The organism is Longimicrobiaceae bacterium, from assembly GCA_035696245.1.
Classification (GTDB): domain Bacteria; phylum Gemmatimonadota; class Gemmatimonadetes; order Longimicrobiales; family Longimicrobiaceae; genus DASRQW01.
In genome coordinates, this window is sequence record DASRQW010000382.1 from 1 (window position 1) to 2,260 (window position 2,260).

At 72.6% G+C, this 2,260-nt stretch carries 1 protein-coding gene; it reads left to right on the plus strand.

Going from position 1 to position 2,260, the window contains the following annotated elements; translation table 11 throughout:
- On the plus strand, window positions 1-2,082 hold a 2,082-nt coding region (locus VFE05_17260; protein HET6231828.1), incomplete at its 5' end, for an alpha-amylase family glycosyl hydrolase.
- Window positions 2,083-2,260 lie beyond the last annotated feature (178 nt).

The following is a 2,260-nucleotide window of genomic DNA, read 5'->3' on the forward strand; positions in this document are numbered from 1 at the left end:
GAGATCCCGCGATTCGATTCCGCGGCGCCGCTCTCGCCCGCAGCCATCGCCAGCGACGTCCAGACCACTGCGCACGACGGGAGGCCAGACGTGGCATCGTCGTTCTCGTCGCCGTCCGCCGATGCAGCCGCGAGCGCGCTCACGGAGCAGCCGTCCGCCGTCGCCTCTGCCGATCCGCGGACGGAGGCGGCGGGGGAGACGGCGCTGCCGGGCGTCATCCAGCTCCCGCCCGACACGCCGTTGGTCGGTTCGGACGGCGCACCGGGGCCGAGCGCGGCGCGCGCTTCCGTGCACCCGGGCATGGGGGCGGTGCCGTACGCGGGTGGGGTGGCGTTCCGCGTGTGGGCGCCGCATGCGGACGGTGTCTCCGTCGCCGGATCGTTCAACGGGTGGCGGGACGATGCGGACCCGCTGGCGCCCGAGGGCAACGGCTACTGGTCGGTGGACGTGGACGGCGCCGCCGCGGGCGACGAGTACAAGCTGGTGGTGCGCGCGGGCGGGCAGGCCGCTTGGAAGCGCGACCCGTACGCGTCCGAGATCGGCCTGGTGAACCGCAACTGCGTGGTGGCCGATCCCGCAGCGTTCGACTGGGGCGAGGGGGAGTGGCGCATGCCGCCGTGGAACGAGCTGGTGATCTACGAGCTGCACGTGGGCACCTTCAACGACCCGGCGGCGGGCGGTGCGCCCGGCAGCTTCGACGACGTGGCGGCGCGGCTGCCGTACCTGCGCGACCTGGGCGTCAACGCCATCGAGCTGATGCCCTCGCTGGAGTTCGCGGGCGACTTCTCGTGGGGCTACAACCCCGCCGACATCTTCGCCATCGAGAGCGCGTACGGCGGGCCGGCGGCGCTCAAGCGGCTGGTGAAGGCCGCGCACGAGCACGGTATCGCGGTGCTGTTCGACGTGGTCTACAACCACTTCGGGCCCAGCGACCTGGACCTGTGGCGCCTGGACGGGTGGGAGCAGCCGGAGGGCGGGGGCGGCATCTACTTCTACGGCGGCGAGCGGGCGAAGACGGAGTGGGGCCACACGCGCCCGGACTACGGGCGGCCCGAGGTGCGCGCCTTCATCCGCGACAACGCGCTGCGCTGGCTGGAGGAGTTCCGGCTGGACGGGCTGCGCTGGGACGCCACGGCGTACGTCCGCAACGTGAACGGCAACGACGGCGACCCCGCGCACGACCTGGCCGACGGCTGGTCGCTCATGCAGGCCATCAACGCCGAGACCGACGCGCGTCAGCCCTGGAAGCTGCACGTGGCCGAGGACCTGCGCGGCAACGGCTGGCTCGTCCGCGCCACGGGCGATGGCGGCGCGGGCTTCGACACGCAGTGGGACGGCGATTTCGTGCACCCGGTGCGCCGCGCGGTCATCGAGCGGAACGACGGCCAGCGGGACATGAACGCCGTGCGCGCCGCCATCGAGCACCGCTACGAGGGCGATGCGTGGAAGCGCGTGGTCTACACCGAGTCGCACGACGAGGTGGCGAACGGGCACGCGAGGGTGCCGGAAGAGATCTGGCCCGGCAACGCCGGTAGCCTGTGGAGCCGCAAGCGGAGCACGCTGGGCGCGGCGCTCGTCTTCACCTCGCCCGGCATCCCCATGCTCTTCCAGGGGCAGGAGATACTGGAGGACCGCTTCTTCCGCGACGGCGTGCCCATCGACTGGCGGCGGCTGGACGAGTTCGCGGGCATCCACCTGCTGTACCGCGACCTGGCGCGGCTGCGGCGCAACTGGTTCGACCACACGCGCGGCCTGCGCGGGCGGCACGTGCACGTGCACCACGTGAACGAGGCGGACAAGCTGGTGGCCTTCCACCGCTGGGAGAGCGGCGGCCCGCGCGACGACGTGCTGGTGGTCGCCAACTTCGCCAGCCGCGCGTACGACGCGTACGAGCTGGGCTTCCCGCGCGGCGGCGAGTGGAAGGTGCGCCTCAACTCCGACTGGGCGGGCTACTCGCCGGACTTCGCCAACCAGCCCGGCTACCACACGCGGGCGGATGGCGGCCCGCGCGACGGCATGCCCGCCAGCGGCACCGTCGGCATCGGCGCGTACGCCGTGCTCATCCTCTCACAGGACGGGTAGCCGCGCATCGGCCGGGAAGCTCCGCGTCACGCCGCGGCCGGGGGATCGCCTCCCGGCCGCGGTATGCGCATACTTCGCGGCAAGCTCATCGTCCAACCCGCCGGGCCATCTACCGACGCCCGAATCATCACCCTACCTCCTGGAAAAGCAGGCTCGCGCGGAGACGCGGAGGACGCGG